The organism is Cardiobacteriaceae bacterium TAE3-ERU3 (assembly GCA_019218315.1).
Classification (GTDB): domain Bacteria; phylum Pseudomonadota; class Gammaproteobacteria; order Cardiobacteriales; family Cardiobacteriaceae; genus JAHUUI01.
In genome coordinates this window covers 47,133-65,206 of record JAHUUI010000001.1, presented here as the reverse complement: position 1 = coordinate 65,206, position 18,074 = coordinate 47,133, and the positions used below count along the sequence as shown (strand labels likewise).

General features: G+C 50.2%; 15 protein-coding genes and 1 CRISPR repeat array. Of the genes, 13 read left to right on the top strand and 2 right to left on the bottom strand.

Annotation, left to right across the window (positions count from 1 at the left end; all coding sequences use genetic code 11):
* The first annotated feature begins 293 nt into the window (after positions 1 to 293).
* From cas5c to cas2, 6 genes are read left to right on the top strand one after another with little or no spacing between them, the layout of a single operon-like run.
* Complete coding sequence (gene cas5c, locus KRX19_00250) at positions 294 to 974, top strand: type I-C CRISPR-associated protein Cas5c (GenBank protein MBV7433450.1); 681 nt, start codon at positions 294 to 296, stop codon at positions 972 to 974.
* Positions 971 to 2,848, top strand: coding sequence for a type I-C CRISPR-associated protein Cas8c/Csd1 (cas8c, locus tag KRX19_00245; protein ID MBV7433449.1), 1,878 nt, complete (start codon positions 971 to 973; stop codon positions 2,846 to 2,848). The genes cas5c and cas8c overlap by 4 nt, the downstream gene beginning before the upstream one ends.
* The gene (gene cas7c / locus KRX19_00240) at positions 2,842 to 3,717 is read left to right on the top strand and encodes a type I-C CRISPR-associated protein Cas7/Csd2 (GenBank protein MBV7433448.1); all 876 of its coding nucleotides are present in this window, start codon (positions 2,842 to 2,844) and stop codon (positions 3,715 to 3,717) included. The genes cas8c and cas7c overlap by 7 nt, the downstream gene beginning before the upstream one ends.
* A gap of 6 nt (positions 3,718 to 3,723) precedes the next feature.
* On the top strand, positions 3,724 to 4,335 hold the full coding sequence (gene cas4, locus KRX19_00235) for a CRISPR-associated protein Cas4 (GenBank protein ID MBV7433447.1): 612 nt from the start codon (positions 3,724 to 3,726) through the stop codon (positions 4,333 to 4,335).
* Between the two features lie 5 nt (positions 4,336 to 4,340).
* Positions 4,341 to 5,360: a type I-C CRISPR-associated endonuclease Cas1c gene (gene cas1c, locus KRX19_00230; GenBank protein ID MBV7433446.1), complete on the top strand. Its 1,020-nt coding sequence runs from the start codon at positions 4,341 to 4,343 to the stop codon at positions 5,358 to 5,360.
* A 9-nt stretch (positions 5,361 to 5,369) separates the two neighbouring features.
* On the top strand, positions 5,370 to 5,663 hold the full coding sequence (cas2, locus tag KRX19_00225) for a CRISPR-associated endonuclease Cas2 (protein ID MBV7433445.1): 294 nt from the start codon (positions 5,370 to 5,372) through the stop codon (positions 5,661 to 5,663).
* Positions 5,664 to 5,848: 185 nt separating this feature from the next.
* Positions 5,849 to 6,540: direct repeats of the CRISPR family, unit length 32 nt; unit sequence GTCGCCCGTTACACACGGGCGCGAATTGAAAC.
* Positions 6,541 to 6,690: 150 nt separating this feature from the next.
* Here cas2 and ffh read toward each other — a convergent pair.
* The gene (ffh, locus tag KRX19_00220) at positions 6,691 to 8,067 is read right to left on the bottom strand and encodes a signal recognition particle protein (protein MBV7433444.1); all 1,377 of its coding nucleotides are present in this window, start codon (positions 8,065 to 8,067) and stop codon (positions 6,691 to 6,693) included.
* Between the two features lie 80 nt (positions 8,068 to 8,147).
* Between ffh and ccsA the strand changes: the two genes are divergently transcribed.
* From ccsA to cydX, 7 genes are all read left to right on the top strand, one after another.
* Positions 8,148 to 8,933: a cytochrome c biogenesis protein CcsA gene (gene ccsA / locus KRX19_00215; protein MBV7433443.1), complete on the top strand. Its 786-nt coding sequence runs from the start codon at positions 8,148 to 8,150 to the stop codon at positions 8,931 to 8,933.
* Positions 8,934 to 8,942: 9 nt separating this feature from the next.
* Positions 8,943 to 10,208: an HlyC/CorC family transporter gene (locus KRX19_00210; GenBank protein ID MBV7433442.1), complete on the top strand. Its 1,266-nt coding sequence runs from the start codon at positions 8,943 to 8,945 to the stop codon at positions 10,206 to 10,208.
* Between the two features lie 213 nt (positions 10,209 to 10,421).
* Complete coding sequence (gene cydD / locus KRX19_00205; GenBank protein ID MBV7433441.1) at positions 10,422 to 12,119, top strand: thiol reductant ABC exporter subunit CydD; 1,698 nt, start codon at positions 10,422 to 10,424, stop codon at positions 12,117 to 12,119.
* A complete protein-coding gene (gene cydC / locus KRX19_00200) occupies positions 12,106 to 13,773 on the top strand; it encodes a thiol reductant ABC exporter subunit CydC (protein ID MBV7433440.1) in 1,668 nt (555 codons plus the stop codon). The genes cydD and cydC overlap by 14 nt, the downstream gene beginning before the upstream one ends.
* Before the next feature lie 207 nt (positions 13,774 to 13,980).
* On the top strand, positions 13,981 to 15,525 hold the full coding sequence (locus KRX19_00195; protein MBV7433439.1) for a cytochrome ubiquinol oxidase subunit I: 1,545 nt from the start codon (positions 13,981 to 13,983) through the stop codon (positions 15,523 to 15,525).
* Positions 15,526 to 15,546: 21 nt separating this feature from the next.
* Entirely contained in the window at positions 15,547 to 16,686 is a 1,140-nt protein-coding gene (cydB, locus tag KRX19_00190; GenBank protein MBV7433438.1) for a cytochrome d ubiquinol oxidase subunit II, read from the top strand.
* Positions 16,687 to 16,698: 12 nt separating this feature from the next.
* On the top strand, positions 16,699 to 16,839 hold the full coding sequence (cydX, locus tag KRX19_00185) for a cytochrome bd-I oxidase subunit CydX (GenBank protein ID MBV7433437.1): 141 nt from the start codon (positions 16,699 to 16,701) through the stop codon (positions 16,837 to 16,839).
* 302 nt (positions 16,840 to 17,141) lie between these two features.
* Here cydX and glsA read toward each other — a convergent pair whose 3' ends face one another.
* Positions 17,142 to 18,074 (bottom strand): glutaminase A, encoded by a 933-nt coding sequence (gene glsA, locus KRX19_00180; GenBank protein ID MBV7433436.1) that lies wholly within the window; start codon positions 18,072 to 18,074, stop codon positions 17,142 to 17,144.

Below are 18,074 nucleotides of genomic sequence, written 5' to 3'. Positions count from 1 at the left end.
GCTACAGAATCTTGATAAAATAGGCTGATCATGAAGGTTAGACGAGGCTTGGTGGCTTGAAGTGGCGCGTTAGTATGGAGAAGCGAGACGATGAAAGTTATCTCTTGTCTATCGAGGGAAGTGGCAAACTGCTGCTATCAATTTTGTTATTTCAGATTTTCGTCTTGAAGGACAGTATCTTCAAGTGGATTGAAACTGTAATAGAGTATTTTTGACTCATGATTGTCGTGCCTCGCAAGAGGCACGTGAAATGTATATTTTGATGATGCTCAAGTGAGTATATGGAGTAAAACATGGCCTATGGTATCGCGTTGCATGTTTGGGGTGATTATGCCTGCTTTACCCGACCAGAGATGAAAGTGGAGCGTGTGAGTTATGATGTGATGACGCCGTCTGCAGCACGGGGCATCGTTTCAGCGATCTATTGGAAGCCGCAAATTGAATGGGTGATTGACCGTATTCACGTGTTAAAGCCGATTCGCTTTGAGTCGGTACGGCGCAATGAATTGGGTAGCAAACTGTCAGCCAGTACGGTTAGCGGTGCGATGAAGCGCAAGAGTACGGCCGGTTTGTCCACATTCATCGAAGAAGACCGCCAGCAGCGTGCGGCGACGGTGCTGCGCGATGTGGCTTATATCATTGAAGCACATTTTCGCTTGGTCGGTGCCGAAAGTGCGGACAATTCAGCCGCCAAACACATCAGTATGTTTAACCGGCGCGCGCAAAAGGGGCAATGCTTCCAGCAACCATGCCTTGGTGTGCGTGAGTTTCCGGCGCATTTCGCATGGCTTGACCCACAGCAGTCGGCACAATTCCCGAAACATGAGCTGGGTAGTGCAGCGGATAAGGATTTGGGTTGGATGCTGCACGATATTACCTTTGGGCAAGAGCAAACGCCGCATTTTTTCCGTGCTGAAATGAAAGATGGTGTGATTGACGTACCGCCACTACACGCGGAAGGGGTGATGTCATGATTGTGCAGGCATTGGCGCAATATTATCAGCGCTTGGCAAGCCAAACCACGAGTGCCGGTTTGCCTAAAGTACCGCCATTTGGCTACAGTCAGGAAAAAATTGGTTATGTTCTGGTTTTGTCTCAAGATGGTGAAGTGGTTGATGTTATCCCCAACCTGACGGCAGATAAAAAGCCCAAAGCCAAAGAGCTGGCTGTGCCGAAACATTTGGAAAAACGTGCCTCTGGCATCAAGCCCAATTTTTTGTGGGATAAAACCGCCTATACGCTGGGTATTGAAGGTAACAAGGATAAAAAGGCAGCCAAGGAAACGCCGTGGGTGACTGCCTACCGTGAAACCTTTGAAGCCTTCCGCGACTGGCACCTTGAATTGCTAGAAGACAATGATGATGCAGGTTTGCAGGCGTTCAAGGCATTTTTGCAGCGTTGGCAACCGGGGCGATTTGCCGAATCGGTTTGCCCGCTTGAGGTGGTCGATGCCAATGTTGTGTTTCGACTTGATGGTGATATGGACTACTTGCATCAGCGCCCGGCAGCACAAGCCATTTGGGCGGCATATCTCGATCGTGGTGAAGGTGAAGCCGTACCGTGTTTGGATGGGCAATCTGCTGCGGTAGCAAGGGTTCATCCGGCGATTAAAGGCGTATGGGGCGGGCAGTCGTCCGGTGGCTCGATTGTGTCATTTAATCAGGATGCGTTTGAGTCTTACGGTAAATCACAGGGTGAAAACGCACCGGTTTCAGCTTCAACGGCTTTTGCCTACACAACCGCACTGAATTATTTGCTCAATCGCGATCATGGCCAGTGCGTCAGTATTGGTGATGCCAGTACGGTGTTTTGGGCGGTTGCAGATGATGCTGTGCAGGCCGAAGCCGCGGAAGATTTATTTGCCGAAGTGATGAGCCCGCCGGATGATGACGCTGAAAATCAGCAGCTATCGGTATTTTTGCAACGCTTGGCAGAAGGGCAACCATTGAGCAAACTGCGCCCTGATCTTGATCCCGATACCCAATGCTATGTGCTGGGCTTGGCGCCCAATGCAGCGCGGATTTCAATTCGTTTCTGGTTAGCAACCGATTTGATTCAGCTTACCCGCCATTTTGCCGCCCACTATAACGATTTAATGCTTGATCCTGTACCGTGGCGAACGCTGCCTTCGGTATGGCGCTTGTTGATTGAAACGGTGCCCAAGCGGCGTGATGCCAATGGGCAGCTGAAAAAATCGGACAGCAAGGATATATCGCCACATTTGGCCGGTGAACTGATGCGTGCCGTGATCAGTGGCAAGCCGTATCCGCTGTCGTTACTGAGCAAGATTGTCAGTCGCTTGCGCGCGGATGGAGAGGTCAGTCCGTTGCGGGTAGCAATGATTAAAGCGATTTTAGTACGCAATAAAGGGGAGAATATTTCTATGGCTTTGGATCGAGAAACAAAGGATATTGCCTATCGGCTGGGGCGGCTGTTTGCCGTGTTAGAAATGGCGCAAAACTCGGCATTGGGGGATATTAATGCTGGTATAAAAACGCGTTTTTATGGGAGCGCTTCTGCGCGACCAGAGTCTGTTTTCCCATTATTAATAAAGAATTATCATCATCATATAGCTGACTTATGTAAAGGGAAAAAAGCAAAGTGGATAGAGAACCCTAAGAATATGGCAGGATGGTTAGAAACTGAATTTGGGGATATCGTAAATTGTGGTAATGAGGGCGATGCTGAATTTTTCTTCCCTAAAACAATGGATTTGTCTGAGCAAGGGCGTTTTGCGATTGGCTATTATCTTGAGCGTTTTGGTAGAAGTAAGAAAGCACCAGATAATCTGGTTGAAAATATTGATGAATTGGACTTGGATAATTTAGATGAGGAGAGTGGATCATGAGTATTGCAAACCGTTATGAATTTGTCTTTTTCTTTGATGTAAAGAACGGCAATCCCAATGGCGATCCTGATGCGGGCAATATGCCACGCCTTGATCCTGAGTCCAGCAAGGGACTGGTTACGGACGTTTGCCTCAAGCGCAAAATTCGCAATTTCATTGAAATGAGCGAAGAAAATACGCCCGGTTATGAAATCTACGTCAAGGAAAAAAGCGTACTCAATTTGCAGAATAAGCGCGCTTATGAGGCATTGGATATCGAGCCGGTTGCGAAAAAATTGCCCAAAGACGAACAAAAGGCGCGCGAAGTTACTGCATGGATGTGCCAGAACTTTTTTGACGTACGTACCTTTGGTGCGGTGATGACGACAGAAGTAAATAGCGGTCAAGTGCGCGGACCTGTGCAGCTTGCCTTTGCCCAGTCTATCGATCCAATTATTCCGCTGGAAATATCGATAACACGTATGGCGGTGACCAACGAAAAAGACCTTGAAAAAGAGCGCACCATGGGACGCAAGCATATTGTGCCTTATGGTCTATACCGCGCGCATGGCTTTGTATCGGCCAAGCTGGCAGAAAAGACCGGCTTTTCCGAAGCGGATCTGGACAAGTTGTGGCAGGCATTACAGCTGATGTTCGAGCACGATCACTCTGCGGCGCGTGGTGAAATGAGTGCGCGCAAGCTCATCGTCTTCAAGCACAAGGATGCACTGGGGAACTTACCCGCGCACAAGCTGTTTGATGCGGTACAGGTCGAGCGGGTCAACGGTGAAGCCAACACACCGGCAAGCGGATTTGACGATTATCGGATTAGCATTGAAGGTCAGGCTGATTTGCAGGCACAAGGTGTTGAGGTGATTGAAAAGCTGTAAGTATCCATGATGGATGCGATTGCATTATCAGCCTTGCGGCACTACGCTTTTTGCCCGCGACAATGTGCGTTGATTCACAACGAGCAGTTGTGGGCAGAAAACTTTTTAACCGCACAAGGCAGAATACTGCATGAAAGGGTCGACAGTGGCGTACCCGAAACGCGCAAAGGTATCCGCTATGAGCGTGGTGTGGCGGTATCCTCGCAAGCATTGGGTTTGATTGGTAAACTCGATTTGCTTGAAGTGAATACGGTAAGCGATGCGCTAAAACCGGTCGAATACAAACGTGGACGCAAGAAAGCAGACGACTCAGACAGCGTGCAACTCTGCGCACAGGCATTATGCCTTGAAGAAATGTGTGGCGTGAAGATTGATGAAGGTGTGATTTGGTATGGGCAAACGCGGCGGCGTGAATCCGTGTTGCTGAGTCAGCGCTTGCGCGATACAACCCGTGCGATTATTGCTGATGTTCGTACCATGCTTGAATCGGGGCACACACCCGCACCGGTTTATGGCAAACATTGCAAAGCCTGCTCGTTGATTGACGCCTGCCAGCCACAAGAAATCGCCAATGATCACAGCCAAGCCTATGTGGCTGCGCTGTTTAATATCGAGTAGCCGTTATGCGTAAATTACAGAATACGCTCTATATCACTAGGCAAGGCTGCTATTTGCACAAAGAGCGTGAGACGCTGGTCGTAGAATGCGAGCGCAAAAAGCTTATCCAGTTGCCAGTACATGCGATCGCCAACATCTTTTGCTTCGGCAACGTATTGGTCTCGCCATATTTACTCGGGTTTTGTGGAGAGAATCAGGTTAATCTGGCTTTTTATAGTGAATATGGCAAGTTCCTCGGCAGGTTACAAGGGCGGCAAAGTGGTAATGTGCTTTTGCGGCGTGCGCAATATCGCATATCAGCAGAAGCACCGCTGGACATCGCGCGCAATATCATTGCCGCAAAAATTCAGTCGGCGCGGCGTGTTTTACAACGGCGACAGCGTAATCATGGTGCACATGAAGACGTCACTATCGCCATCCGTCAGCTCAATGCATCACTGAAAAAGTTACAAAGTGCCGATCATATTGATCAGGTTCGCGGTATTGAAGGTGATGCAGCTGCACAATACTTTGCCGTCTTCCGTTATCTGCTAACCGACAAAACCCGCCAACAATTTGATTTTAATGGGCGTAATCGCCGCCCGCCGCGTGACCCGATTAACGCCATGTTGTCATTGCTGTATAGCATAGTTGGCAAAGAAATCAGTGGGGCGTTGCAAGGTGTCGGATTGGATCCACAAGTCGGATTCCTACATGCAGACCGTCCGGGCAGAGACAGCCTCGCTCAGGATATTTTGGAAGAGTTCCGCGCGTGGTGGATTGACCGTATGGTGATCAGTATGCTCAATCGTGGTCAATTTGCAGACAAAGACTTTATCTACGCTGCCAGTGGCGCGGTTGAACTTAAAGACGACAGTCGTAAAGCCTTGTTTCAGGCGTTGCAAATGCGCAAGCAAGAAAAAATACAACACCCATATCTCGAAGAAGAAGTTGAGATTGGCCTGTTGCCCCACATACAGGCACAACTATTGGCGCGGCATCTTCGTGGTGATCTTGCCTGTTATCCCCCGTTTTTGATGCGATAGGTAACGTTTATGATGGTACTGATTACGTATGACGTTTCATTTGAAGACCCGGAGGGCGCCAAGCGCTTGCGCCGTATTGCCAAATGCTGTCAGGATTACGGTCAGCGGGTGCAATATTCTGTATTTGAATGTGAGATCACACCGGCACAATGGGTAAAACTTAAAGCAGCTTTACTCGACGAATACAATCCCGAAACCGATAGCTTACGCTTCTATCAACTGGGCAGTAAATGGCAAAAGAAAGTCGAACACCACGGTGCCAAAGCCGGATTTGATTTATTTCGTGATCCATTGATTATATAGCTAGCGGGCAATCGCTAACCGTAGGTTCTCATTGTTTTACCGGTAGATTGGCGAAACACTAACGCAAAATTTTTCAATAATTTGCATGATCTTTAACAACTGGACATAATATTTGCTTCGTATCAGCGTCGGTTAGCGAATAAACCGCTTTACGACCTGATACAGCAAGCCATTTAGCGATGGCAGTCGCCCGTTACACACGGGCGCGAATTGAAACGTACTGACGACTGGAAAGTCGAGGAAGTTAAATGTCGCCCGTTACACACGGGCGCGAATTGAAACCCACTCACGTGGGTTGTCTGCATCATTGTCGTGGGTCGCCCGTTACACACGGGCGCGAATTGAAACGTTGATGAAAATATATCACCAGACATGAGCAAAACAGTCGCCCGTTACACACGGGCGCGAATTGAAACGACGAAACTGGTAACGCAACAGCACACCTGGCTCGTCGCCCGTTACACACGGGCGCGAATTGAAACAGGAAATAACCAGCCCCCAGACAAATAATACTCGAGTCGCCCGTTACACACGGGCGCGAATTGAAACTTTTGCTTTAGCTAGTAACTCGCCGCGTCGAGAGGTCGCCCGTTACACACGGGCGCGAATTGAAACTGAAATGGCATCAAACGTGGCGTACTGGCGGTGAGTCGCCCGTTACACACGGGCGCGAATTGAAACTTGGCGTAAAACTGTAAAATTACGCCTATAATTTAGTCGCCCGTTCACGCGGGCGCGAATTGAAACTTAATTTGGAAATAGAATCAGTCCGTCGTCAACGTCGCCCGTTCACGCGGGCGCGAATTGAAACAAAGGCTCGACTCTGTTGCGCCTGCTCAATCGTGGGTCGCCCGTTCACGCGGGCGCGAATTGAAACCAGACTGTGATCAAAGCAATCGATCTGACGTCTCGTCGCCCGCCACACATGGGTGTGAATAGATTATCTGATATAAATAAAACCGATCAAGCTTTGCTTGACCGGTTTTGTTTATTCAATAATTGTATTTAGTTAGTTGTATTCAGAAAATTATTTGAACGGGAATCCGCCGCCCATGCCGCCCATTGGTGGCATGCCGCCGCCCATGCCGCGCATGAGTTGCTTCATTTTGCCGCCTTTGAGTTTCTTCATTTGCTTTTGCATTTCCTTGAATTGCTTGAGCAGGCGGTTGACTTCTGGGACATCCAATCCGCAGCCAGCCGCAATACGCTTTTTGCGCGAGCCTTTGATGATGTCGGGGTTGCGGCGTTCAGCTGGGGTCATTGAGAGAATGATGGCTTCTTGGCGTGCGATTTTCTTTGGTGATAAATGCTGATTTTTGAGTTCTTGCGGGATGTTTTTCATGCCGGGGATTTTTTCGAGCATTTTATCGAGGTCAACGCCACGCATTTGCGCGAGTTGTTCGCGGAAGTCTTCGAGGTCAAATCCTTTCCCGCGCTTGAATTTTTTGGCGAGCTTTTCGGCTTTTTTTGCATCGACTTGTTGTTCGATGTCTTCGATCAGACCGAGTACGTCACCCATGCCGAGGATGCGCGAGGCGATACGCTCGGGGTGGAAGGGCTCCAGTGCGTCGGTTTTTTCGCCGACACCGAGGAATTTGACAGGTTTACCGGTGATTTGGCGAATAGAGAGCGCCGCACCGCCACGCGCGTCACCATCAATTTTGGTGAGCACGATACCGGTTAAAGGCAGAGCTTCGTTAAAGGCTTTGGCGGTGTTGGCGGCATCTTGGCCGGTCATGCTGTCGACGACAAACAGGGTTTCAATTGGGTTGACGGCGCTGTGGATGGTTTTGATTTCATCCATCAGGTTTTCGTCGATGTGCAGGCGACCGGCGGTATCGACGATCAGGACGTCAAAGAATTGCTTTTTTGCGGTATCGAGAGCGCGCTGGACGATGGTCTGCGGCTTTTCGTCTGTGCTTGACGGGATAAAGGTCGCGCCAACTTGCTCTGCAAGGGTTTGCAGCTGGTCGATCGCAGCGGGGCGATAGACGTCCGCACTGACCACAGCAACTTTCTTTTTCTCTTTGATGAGTTTTTTGGCGAGTTTTGCGGTTGAGGTGGTTTTACCCGAGCCTTGCAAACCAGCCATAAGAATAACGGCTGGCGGTTGGGTGGCGAGGTTTAGCGCGCTATTTTCCTCACCCATGGCGCGAGTGAGCTCAGCTTGTACAATTTTTAGGAATGCTTGATCAGGTGAGAGTTTTTGCCCGACTTCTTGCCCGATGGCTTGTTCTTTGATTTGTGCGACCATGTCTTTGACGACAGGGACGGCAACGTCCGCTTCAATCAGTGCCATGCGCACTTCGCGCAGGGCATCGCTGATGTTTGCCTCGGTGATGCGGCTTTGGCCTTTTAGTTTTTTGATCGTCCCTTGCAGGCGATCACTTAAATTCTCAAACATGCGCGTGGCTCCTTGGCATATTTATATGTGTTTGGTGTATTATAGCGGCTTCGTTTTGACAATGACACAGGGTCTTTCTTATGCAGCTTTGGCTGCCCATAGCCGCTTCTTTTATATATTTGCTGTCTGCTTATTTGTTCCTGCGTGTGAATCGTGGAGAGTTCAGTGCGCTCTGGGCACTGGGTGTGATGGTGCTGGCGTGCCAGATTCATGCGGCTGTTTTGATTATGCAGGTTAGTGCAGGGGAGGTTATTAATCTCTCTATTTTTAATGTGATTTCCATTTATGGCTGGGGCGTGGCGTGTTTGTCCGTCATCTGGCTATGGCGGGCGCAGTTGGCTTTGGCTGGGGTGATGATTTGCCTGCTCAATGCTGTGCTGGTTGGCTTGCCTTTGGTATTTCACGCGGAAAAACCGTTTCTTGCAAATCTTGAGCAGGGTATGCTGTGGCATATTTTGTCCTCAATTGCGGCGTGGGTGGTGCTTTCTGTGGCGCTGATCAATGCGCTGCTTTACGGCTGGCTGTTCCAGCGGTTAAAGCAAAAACAACTGACGCGTAATAACGTCATTTCGCTGGTTGGGCTTGAGCGGATGATGATGTGGCTGACGGCGATCGGTGTGTGCCTGCTTGGCTTGTCGTTATTTTCAGGTTGGCTGTTTGTCGATGATTTGTTTGCTCAGCATTTGTGGCATAAGACGGTCCTGACGATAATTGCATGGCTGGTTTATTCATGGCTGTGCTTTGCCTACTTCATTGGCCACCAGCGTGGTATGAAGATCGTTTTGATCAATGCGCTGGGCTACACGCTGCTCCTCGCCGGGTATGTGGTGAGTAATGTTATTTTGCAATTTGTGATTCGCGCTTAAGGAGTATTCGTGGATAACGTACCCATATGGGTTCTTTTGATTTGTCTTGTTTTGTGCCTGATGATTTCGGCATTCTTTTCTTCTTCCGAGACGGCGATGATGTCGCTCAACCGCTATAAGGTTAAGCATCTCGCTGACGAGGGCGATCCTTCTGCAACTCGTTCGCTGAATTTGCTCAAGCGTCCAGATCGTTTATTGGGCACGATTTTGCTCGGCAACAATTTTGTCAATATTGCCGCGACATCTTTGGCGACGATTATCGGCATTCGTTTACTCGGTGATCTCGGCGTGTTGTTATCAACGATTATTTTGACCATTCTTGTGTTGATTTTTGCTGAGGTAGCACCAAAAACGCTGGCGGCGATTGCGCCACAGAAAATTGCATTTCCTGCATCTCGCCCGCTTAAAGGGCTCGTATTCCTGCTTTACCCATTGGTGGCGATGATCAACTGGTTTGTGCTGTTACTGCTTCGTCCGCTGGGTATCCGTTCGGTGACCAGTGGTGATGAGGCCATTACCAATGAAGAGCTGAAAAGTATTGTGCTATCGTCTTCGACCCAATCGATTTCGCCTGAGCGTCAGGAGATGCTGATGGGTGTGCTTGAATTGGAAGATATTTCAGTTGATGAGGCGATGGTGCCACGCAATGAACTTGAAGGCGTGGATCTCAGTGATCCATGGGATGAGATTATTGAGCAGATTACGACCAGTCGCCATGGTCGCTTGGTTGCCTATCGCGATAATCTGGATCAAGTTGAAGGTATGCTACATGTCCGCGATATTATTCAGCTATTCCACGATAAGCACTTGAGCAAAGAATCATTGCTCGAATCACTACGCCCTTGTTTGTATGTGCCGGAAGGGACGCCATTGCGTCGTCAGCTATTGCATTTTCAGCAACACAAAACCCGCAGTGGGTTGGTCGTCGATGAATACGGCGATATTCAGGGCTTGATCACGCTTGAGGATATCCTTACCCATATCGTCGGTGATTTGGCTTCAGAGCATGAAAATGATCAAAGCCCGGAGATTATTCATCAGCAGGATCAGGTTTATCGCGTGGAAGGCAGCATGAGTCTGCGCCAAATTAACCGTGAATTGGACCTGAAGCTCCCACTTGACGGGCCAAACACGCTCTCGGGCTTAATTATTGAGACGCTGGGGAATTTCCCTGAGCCAGGCACAGAAGTAGAGTTGCCGGGTTGCTTGGTGCGCGTGATTGATTTTGCTGATGGTGTGGTCGAGCTGGCTGAGGTGCATGTCACCGTAGAGTAGATCAATTGGCCTTTGGGCGCATTGTGCTTGATGGTTAATTGCTTGGATGCTGATACAGCGTTACCCTGAATATACAGGGGAGGGTAGCCGCAGTGAAGTGGGTGTTAGTATTGCGCTGTGCTTCATTTTTCGCGAGTATTTGCCTTGCCTGACCGCGTTCACTCTTAAAGGTATTCAGGCCATGACCACAACAATGGATCAAAAGAGAACATAATGGCGCGTGACGTTTCTGTGCGCCAGGCGCTATTGGCTTTGACGCGTCCACATCGCGCGAAACTATCGCTGGCGCTGCTGATTGCGCTTGTTGCTGCGGTGGTGATGATTGTGCAAAATGCGCTGATTGCCTATTTGTTTGCGACATGGCTGTCGTTTTCCGTTGCGGGTGGTGGCGATTATATGGCGTTGTTGTGGCAAATTTTGCCGTGGTTGCTCGGCTGCTTTGCCTTGCGTAGTGTGCTTGAGCATTGGCGCAGTGATATGTTGTTACGCGTCAGCCTCGATGTGCGCACTGGCTTGCGCGAGCGCCTGCTGACTTCTCTTGAAGTACTTGGCCCGGCACGACGTTATTTTGGTAGCGATGGCGCGTTGTCTTCACTGTTACTTGATCAGGTCGATGCGCTAGATGGCTACATCAGCCGCTATTACATACAGAAGCAGCTGGTCGCGATTGTGCCGCTGATGCTGATTTGCGCGACATACTATTACAGCCCGCTCGCCGCTATTCTATTATTGCTGACTGCACCATTAGTACCCATATTCATGATTTTGGTTGGTCATGCCGCAGCCAATAAAAATCGCGAACAGTTGCACGCATTGGCGCGATTGAGTGGGCGCTTTCTCGATTTGGTGCGTGGTATGGCGACCCTACAGCGCCTGCAAGCTGGCGAACAGGCACAAAAAGCAATCGACGAGGCGGCGCGTGATTATCAGCGACGCACCATGTCGGTGCTTAAATTGGCTTTCCTCTCTACAGCGGTATTGGAGCTGTTTGCTTCGTTGGCAATCGCGCTGGTCGCGGTTTATCTCGGCTTGGGATTGCTCGGTATTTTACCGTGGGCGAAAGGCGAGATACCGGTACCATTTCAAGGTGCGCTGTTTATCTTGCTACTTGCACCGGAGTTTTATCAACCACTGCGTCAGCTTGGCGCGGACTACCACGACAAGGCCAAGGCCGAGGCGGCAGTAGCAACTTTGCTGCCATTATTGGCCCAAGAGCCACAGCCGTCCGGCGGTGTAGTGCTCGATAGTTGCCATGCGCCTGCTTTGTGTTTTGCGCAGGTTGCGGTAATGGGTGATAACAGTAGAGTTTGCTTGCCAGCATTGGATTTGTCGCTCAGGTCGGGTGAGCGTGTGGTGATTTGTGGTGAAAGCGGTTCGGGTAAATCAACATTGCTGCAAGTATTGCTCGGCTTTCGTCCGTTCAGCGGGAGTGTTCAGGTGAACGGACATGAATTGGTCGAACTACAGCGTGAAGCGTGGCTGGCGCAGATCGGCTATCTTGCGCAGCAGCCGCCTTTGCTGGCGATGAGTATTGCAGACAACTTACGCTTGGCGGCAGCTGATGCGGACGATGCGGTGCTTGAATGCGCTTTGCAGCAAGTAGGCATGGCTGATGTGGTCGCACGTTTGCCACAAGGCATCAATACGGTACTCGGTGAACATGGGCGCGGATTGTCCGGAGGGCAATTGCAACGTTTGGCTATTGCGCAATTACTATTGCGTGATGCGCCATTGTGGCTGTTAGATGAGCCAACGGCGCATCTTGACCCGCAAACCGGTGCTGACATCATGGCGCTACTTGGGCGCGTCAGTATCGGAAAAACGGTACTGCTTGCCAGTCATGATGTTGCCGAAGTGACGTGGGCTGACCGTGTGTTCGCATTAGAGGGGCATAGTGATGCAACGTCATAAGCACAAGCTTCTCACGCGCGGCAAGCTAGACTTACGCCAACTCACTAGTAGCCGCCGTCCGGCATGGCTACTGGCATTGGTTTTGGGTACGCTGACTTTGATCGCGACAGTTGGATTGTTGGCACTCTCGGGTTGGTTCATCAGTGCCGCGGCATTGGCGGGATTGCTGACGGCTGGTGCGGTGTATAGCTTTAATTTTTTTGTGCCGGGCGCGATCATCAGATTTTTTGCCATCGTGCGCACTGCAGGGCGCTATGGTGAAAGGCTGGCGTCGCACCATGCCGTATTGGCATTGCTGGCCGATCTGCGCAGCGTACTGTTTGTGCGCCTACAGCGCAGCCCTATACGGCAATTACGCCTCTATTCCGCACAGCAAATGCATCGCTTGACCAGTGATGTAGAAACGCTCAATGAATGGCCGTTGGCAATGCTATTGCCGTGGGGCTGGGCGGGGCTGTTGCTTGCGGGCTATTTCCTGTTCGTGGCGTGGGTTTCGCCGCTGTTGCTATTGTGGTTGTTGCCGCCACTCCTGTTGCTGGCCGTGGTGATACCGGCATTTGCAGCATGGCGCAATATTGCCTTGACCCGTATTTCGGCTGCACAAAGCGAAGCGCGGCGTAGTGCATTACTGACCCCACTAGGTGCATTGACCGCGTTGCTGCAATGGTCGCGCTGGACAGATTTTGCAGCGGCATTTCTCGCCCGTGATCACGATTACAACCACACGCAGTTGCGCAGTGCGCGGCTGATCAATTTGTGTACTTTGCTGCAACAACTTGGCTTGATTGTGACCATCGGATTGTTGTTGTGGCGCGGGGCGCTGTTGGTTCAGTCCGGTGATGTTTCCGTGCCGCTGCTGCTCGCTTTATTGCTTGGCTTGCTCGGGTTAGGAGAAGTGCTGCTGCCATTGGTACGCAAAGCTGATGCGCTCGGCAAAAGCATTGCCGCACGCGATCGTCTCAATCAGCTGCTCGATTTTGAGCATATCGATGGTAACCGTGAATTGATGCCATTGCCGCAGGATGGTTGGCAGTTGCATTTGCAGCAGGTCAGTGCGCGACAGCCACAGGCATTTAACGGCCCCGATGCGGTCAGCTTGACCTTGCAGCAGGGTGATGTGTTGGTGATTGATGGGCCGTCCGGCGGCGGTAAAAGCACTTTGCTCGATGTGCTGGCCGGTGAGCTATTGCCGGATGATGGGCAAATTCTGCTCAACGGCAAAGCGTATGATGCTTGGGATTGGCGCGGGAAGATTGGCTATCTGGCGCAGCAGTGGATGATTTTTGACTTGACCCTAGCGGAGAATTTACGCCTTGGCTCGCCACATGCCAGTGATGAGGAGCTGTGGCGAGTACTGGATGCCGTTTATTTGCGCGATTGGGCGTGTGCGCAACCACTGGGGCTGGATACGCCTCTCGGCGAATACGGTGCTGCTGTCTCGGGTGGGCAGGCGCGACGTATTGCATTGGCGAGGCTACTGCTCAAGCCGTATCCACTATTGCTGCTTGACGAACCATTTGCCGGGCTAGACCCAGCCATGCGACAAGCACTATTTGAGCGCTTATGTGCTCATCAGCAGCATGGCATCTTGATATTGGTGACTCACCATGAATTGCGTGCTGGTCAGGGTGTGAAGCGGCTGTGTATTGGGTAGAAGATTGGCTCTATTAGGGTGGCTTTTGTACTGAATATATAGTGTTTATTTGCTTTAGTGTGAGTGTGGGAAACGCGCTATACTAGATGAACATAAATTTATATTTGGCAAGCAAGAAAAAAGATTTCCATCGGAAAAATCATTGTCATCAGTGATATTTTTCTTGAAGGGTAGGAATAGACAGGGATGGCGTCATGAGGAGGTATCATGGATTTTGTTGAATTATCTCGTCTGCAATTTGCGTTAACCACGCTGTATCACTTTTTATTTGTGCCCTTGACCTTGGGCCTGAGCTGGATTTTGGTGATCATGGAGACGGTTTATGTCATGACAGGCAAAGTCGTTTATCGTGATATGACCCAATTTTGGGGTAAATTATTCGGGATTAACTTTGCGCTTGGCGTGACCACTGGCTTGACCATGGAATTCCAGTTCGGCACCAACTGGGCGTATTACTCATCTTTCGTTGGTGACGTATTCGGTGCGCCGCTGGCACTCGAAGGACTGATGGCATTCTTTATGGAATCGACCATGGTCGGCTTATTCTTTTTTGGCTGGCAGCGCCTTTCGTCCCGTCAGCATTTAGTGGTTACTGCGCTGATGGCGCTCGGTACTAACTTCTCGGCGCTGTGGATTTTGATTGGTAACAGTTGGATGCAGCATCCGGTTGGCGCTGAGTTTAACCATGAAACCATGCGCATGGAGATGACCAGCTTTCTCGATGTATTTCTGAACGTCGATGCACAGGATAAGTTCTTGCATACTGTTTCGGCTGGTTACGTCTGTGGTTCAATTTTCGTACTTTCCGTATCCTCTTACTATCTTTTGCGCAGGCGCAATGTTGAGTTTGCCAAGAAAAGTTTCCGTATTGCCGCTGCTTTTGGTATCGCCTCCATCCTTTCGACCCTGATTCTCGGCGATCAGTCCGGCGTCAGTGTGGCGCACGTTCAAAAGTCCAAACTTGCAGCGATCGAAGCAATGTGGGAAACGGAAAAACCACCTGCGTCGTTTAACCTGATCGCATGGCCGGATGAAGAGAAAATGGAAAATACCTTCGCGATCGAAATTCCCTATTTGATGGGGATTATCGCGACGCATTCACTGGACACCCCGATTCCGGGGATCAAGGAAATCATCGCCGCTAACGTCGAGCGAGTGCGCAATGGTAAAGAAGCCGTTATCGCACTAGAGCAGCTGCGCGCCAACCGCGATGATGAAGCGGCGTTGCAGCAATTCAAAAAATACGAAGAAGATATGGGCTATGGCATGTTGCTCAAAGCCTATACCGACGATATCAGCGAAGCTTCAGAAGAAGATATTCACAATGCCGCGCGCGATACCGTGCCGACAGTGTGGCCGCTGTACTGGACGTTTCGGATCATGGTTGGCTGTGGGGTGATGATGCTCGGTATCATTGCTTGGGCATTCATCAATTCATTGCGCAATAAAATTGTCGAAAGTCGCAACATGCTCAAAATATTGCTGGTGGCATTGCCATTGCCGTGGGTTGCTATCGAATGTGGCTGGTTCGTCTCGGAGTACGGTCGTCAACCGTGGACGGTCTTTGAGGTATTGCCGACGGTTGTCTCTGCGTCGTCGCTCACCGCAGGTGAGCTGATGGGATCTATCGCGGGGTTTGTCGGCTTTTATACTGTCTTGTTGATCGTAGAAGTGTATCTGATGCAGCGCAATATTCGCCAAGGACCGGGTATTCTCGGCACAGGTCGCTATGACCGTGAAGCAACACATTAAAGGAGGCGCACCATGTTTGAGATTATTGACTACTCGACTCTGAAAATGATCTGGTGGCTGATTATCGGCATTCTGATCATTGGTTTTGCGATCATGGATGGTCACGATATGGGTGTCGGTATGCTACTGCCTTTTATCGGCAAGAATGATGATGAACGCCGTGTTGTGATTAACAGTATCGCGCCACACTGGGAAGGCAACCAAATTTGGTTCGTTGTGCTTGGGGGTTCGGTGTTCGCGGCGCTGCCGATTGCTTACGGTACGGCTTTCTCCGGCTATTATTGGGCAATGCTTGCTGTTTTGTGGGCATTGTTTTTTCGCCCGGTTGGGTTCAAATACCGCAGCATGATCCAAGCCCACCGCTGGCGAAATACATGGGATTGGCTGTTGTTGGTCGGCTCTTTCGTGCCTACATTGGTCTTTGGTGTGGCATTTGGCAACTTGTTGCAAGGCTCACCGTTCTACCTCAATGATGAATTGCGTTCATTCTATACCGGTTCATTTTGGGGCTTGCTTAATCCGTTTGCCTTACTGTGTGGGGTGCTTGCTGTTGCTATGTTCGTGTTTCACGGCGCAGTGTATCTGATGATTCGCAGTGCTGGTGATGTGTATCAGCGTACACGTAAAACGCTGCCTTATAGCGCGATGATAACGATTTTGGCATTTGCAGCCGGTGGCATTTGGATTGCATATGGGATTGATGGCTACGTGATTACTTCGCCTATTGATCCGAGTGGGTCTTCAGATCCGCTATACAAGACCGTTGCGCTAGAGCGTGGGGCGTGGCTCAACAACTATAAAACCTATCCGCTGACCATGCTAATACCGGCACTTGGGTTCGTTGGTATTCTGCTGGCGCTGGTGCTGGCACGAATCGGGAAAACAGGGCTGGCTTTTATCAGCTCATCGTGTGGGCTTGCTGGCATTATTGCAACGGCTGGCGTCTCAATGTTCCCGTTTTTGATGCCGTCAAGCACAGATCCGCGCTCAAGCCTGACGGTGTGGGATTCGATGTCGAGCCATCACACTTTGCTGATTACATTGGTCGGCGTGATTATCTTTTTGCCGATTATCGTGGCTTATACCAGCTGGGCGTTCTACGTTCTGCGTGGCAAGATTACCGAAGAAGATATTCGTGCAAACACACACAGCCGTTATTAAAGGGGCATAATTATGTGGTATTTCACTTGGTTATTGGGGCTTGGCTTTGCCGTTTTACTGGCGGTGATGAATGCAATGTGGGGTGAGTTTGAGCAGGACCGTGAAAATAGCAGAGAGGACGACAAGGAAGGTCCGGAAGTTGAGTACGAATAAGCCAGGCCTTTGAGTTTGGCATTGAACATACAAAAAAGCAGAGCCGGTTGTCGGTTCTGCTTTTTATTAAGCCGGTTTAGCGTCTGTTGACAATTAATGGCACTACAGCGATTTTGGTATAAATAGATAGCGAGGATAATCCGCTTTTCTACCAAAATGGGCTAAATTTCACTTATGCTGAGTTAATTAGCTCGGCGATATAGTTATCTTCTGAGCTGCCTGTTAGCTCTAAACAAAATTTATCACTGTTTGGCGGATAAAAATCACATGTCAGCAACCTCTGGTACTGCGGCACATTTGTTTCATTTGGGCATAAACAGGTTATAGCCAAGGGTATGTGCGAGTTCACGCAGCATCTTTTGGGCGCGGACGCTATTACCAGCCTTATCCAATGGCGGTGAAAAAGCAGCCATACCCATCACGCCGGGTACAACAGCCATGATGCCACCACCGACGCCGCTTTTGCCGGGCAAACCAACGCTATACGCCCAATCGCCTGAACTGTCGTACAAACCTTCCATCATCATCTCGGCGAGGATATGCGGTACGTTCTGCGTTTTGATGACGCGTTGCTTGCTGACGGGGTTTACGCCACCATTTGCCAACGTGCCAGCCATAGTGGCGAGATCGGCGGTATTAATCAAAGTCGAACACTGGCGGGTATAGACTTCGCACGCTTCCATCGCATCACAGAACAGATGTTCGGCGGCGTACAGCAGCCATGCAATAGCGCGGTTGTGGAAGTTGGTGGTTTGCTCGGATTCGTTAACGTCGTCCGAGAGGGCAACACCATTGCTCATCATTTGCCGCTGGAAATCGAGAATACGCGCCCAGCGCTCTTCTTTGTCTTTGGCATTGATGATGCTGGTTGTCGCCATCGCACCGGCATTGACCAATGGTGACAGTGGTTTGTCTTGATGTAGCTCCAGAGCCATCACCGAATTAAATGGCAGACCGGTGGGGCTGTCGCCAATTTTCTTGCGGATGGTTTCGCTACCTTTGTCTTCGAGTGCCAACGCGAGTGTGGCAACCTTGGATATGGATTCGATGGCAAAGGCGTAATCGCTGTCACCAGCGCTGTGTATTTTGCCATCGTTGGTGACCACGGCAATGGCGCAGAGGTCGGATGGAACGCTGGCGAGATAGGGAATGTAGTCGGCGTTTTTTCCGCCTTTGTCGTGGCAATGTTTGTGGTGGATGGTGTTGAGCAGGTCTTGCAGATTATTTGTATCCAT